Below are 2,614 nucleotides of genomic sequence, written 5' to 3'. Positions count from 1 at the left end.
GAAAGGAGACAGAATATGAGCCCGCGAAAAACGGACGGATGCACCTGGGAACAATGCGCATTTACATGGAGCGAGCTTGCTTTATCGGGAAGGAGCTGGGCGGAACTGGAAGTCTGCCAGCCCCGTCCGGAACCGGACCCGGATGCGGGGTACACCTGGGAGGACATTGAAAAGGCAAAACTGGACTGGCAGATGCTGACGGACAAGCAGCCGTCCTGGCAGGAGTGGCAGGAACTCATCCCCGGCGGCAACTGGGAGGATTCGCTCACTGTCGCCGCGGAGGAAGGAGAAGCGCTCCTCCTGCAGATCAACGCCCTGAACGCGCCCGCCGCGCAGGGGATCACCTTCGTCGTCGTATACGATCCTGCGGCGGTATCCTGGGAGGAGGGCTTCCCACAGGAAAAAATCGGGCTTGCGGTAAACGGCCGCCAGCTTCCGCAGGTGGCCTCGCATGAAAACGGAGAACTCAAGCTGCACTTCCCCATTGCACCGGAAGAGCCGTGGACGGGGATCATTACCCTGCTGGGGTTCCACGCGAGAAAAGCCGGAGAACTGACCTTTGCCCTTAAAGGAGGGACGTTATGACAACCTATGAAGACAACGGCAGCCTGAACATGGAGCTTACGGAGGAAACGGGCGCACGGGAAGCGGCGGTCCCTATGGCCGCGGCCGCAAGCGACCGCGCCGAATACATCGACGCGATCCCCCGCGAGTACGTGGAGGCGCCCTACCACATCGCCTATAAGGGCAACGAAACCGTTTCCCTCAACAGCGGCGCTCTGCAGCTCTCTTACACGGACGTCCACCTGCCGGGCTTAAACGGCTTCGACCTCGACGTGGTGCGGTCCTACGACTCCACCGCTTCGGGCGCCCAGTACGCCATCCCGGAAAAAACCAGCGGAAGCTGGTACGGACAGGATGTCCGTTATGACACCAAGCTGGAAATGCGGTATATGTATTTCAAAAGCAAAAGTGAGCTCAGAGAACAGCGGGAGAGCAACGGTTTCACAGCGGACGACTACTTCCTCGACGATATCATTACTGGAAAGCGTCTCAAAACCATCGCCCGTACAAACGACCACTTCCTCAAGCTCTACGGCCTGGGATACGGCTGGCGGTTCAATTTCCCCTCCATCGAATACAGTGCGCCCACAGAAATCATGGAGATTCAGGAAGGACTGCGCGGCACCATGTACCTGCACCTCGACGACGGACGCTCCATCACCATCGCCCGCAACTATGAAAAAAGAGTCTGGGAGTTTGAGGACTACGAGGAAAAGGACATCACCCTCTCCTTTCCCTCCGGACAGACGGTGGTGACCCACCGGAACGGCCGCAAGGACGTTTTCTCCGGCACCGAGGAGGATATCCGGCTCCAGTATATGGAGGATAAGTTCGGAAACCGGATCTCCTTCGGCTACACGGGCGGCCGCCTGAGCCGGATCACCGACACCATGGGGCGTGTTCTCAATCTGAAAGAGACCGTCTCGGGCAATGTGAAGACCCTCTACTGGCAGCAGGAGGATACGGGGGATATCCTCTGCAAGTATACGGTGCAGGACAACCGGCTCATGGATGCGCACGCCGTCATCAGGGAAGGCAGCGAGCGCGTCACGGCCTACGAGTACACCCCGAAGATCGGGAATACCCGGCTGTTCCTCAAGACGAGCCAGTCGGCGGACGACGGTGTCGATATCACCTATCAACTCCTGACGGCCATCCGGCACCCCTCGGGCGCCCGGACGGAATATACCTATCAGGGGATCAGCCGGAATCTGCCGAGCTGCATGCACGGCACGGTCTACAGCTTCGCGGTACAGGCGCGCAGGGATTTTCCGGACCCGGCCGACCGGAACGCCGCAATGCACGAGGAAACATACAGCTTTGCGGTGGGCGAACTGGACCTGACGGATAAACAGGTCAAGAAGGTTGGCAGGAACGGCTTCGGGGCCGATTATACCAAGACCGCGACGGTGGAATACCTCAAGGGCGGCGTCGCCGAAAAGAGAGTGGTCAGCAGCTTTGAAAGCAAGCACGGCATGCTTTCCACGGAGGAGACCTACCACATCATCTCCGGTGCGGCCAGACTCGTGGGCAGGCGGGAGATCAGGTACGAATTTGAAAACCGCGGCAAGCGCAAGCTGCCCGTCTCGGAGACGGACACGGTTTACGATCCGCAGGGCGGCGGCGCCCGGAGCAAGACGATGACCTGGGCCTACGACTCCAAGGACAATGTCACCGCATATACGGAGAACTATCCGCAGGACGCCGCCAACAACCAGAACGTCTCCTCGACCTACGACCTCTCCTACAGCCTCATGACCGGGAGGGTTACGACGAACACCTCCGGCACGATCCGGGAGGCGTACACGCTTACAAGCGACAAAAAGCTCGCGGCCGAGAAGCGGGTCTATGACGGCGACGTTCTCAAGGAGCGCGCCTCCTATGAATACGACGGACAGAATCGTCTGATCCGGGAAAAACGGTACTACGGCGACCCGCTGGATACCACGGAGGACTGCGCCGTCACCGAGTACGTCTACGGCCCCTACTCCCCCGAGCCCATCGAGGTGCGGCTCCTCGGCGTAAAGGATGCAAACGGTAACCTGATTTC

General features: G+C 59.6%; 2 protein-coding genes. Both read left to right on the top strand.

The window, feature by feature from the left end; all coding sequences use genetic code 11:
• The coding region (locus NE609_RS17150; RefSeq protein ID WP_256153223.1) for a hypothetical protein at positions 1-585 on the top strand (585 nt) is incomplete at its 5' end.
• The coding region (locus tag NE609_RS17145) for a hypothetical protein (RefSeq protein WP_256153222.1) at positions 582-2,614 on the top strand (2,033 nt) is incomplete at its 3' end. The genes NE609_RS17150 and NE609_RS17145, both read left to right, overlap by 4 nt.

Origin of the sequence: Anaerotruncus sp. DFI.9.16 (assembly GCF_024461615.1) — a bacterium.
In the GTDB taxonomy this organism is placed as follows: domain Bacteria; phylum Bacillota; class Clostridia; order Oscillospirales; family Ruminococcaceae; genus Anaerotruncus; species Anaerotruncus massiliensis.
The sequence above is the reverse complement of the archived record's forward strand: the minus strand, read 5'-3'. Positions and strand labels throughout refer to the sequence as shown.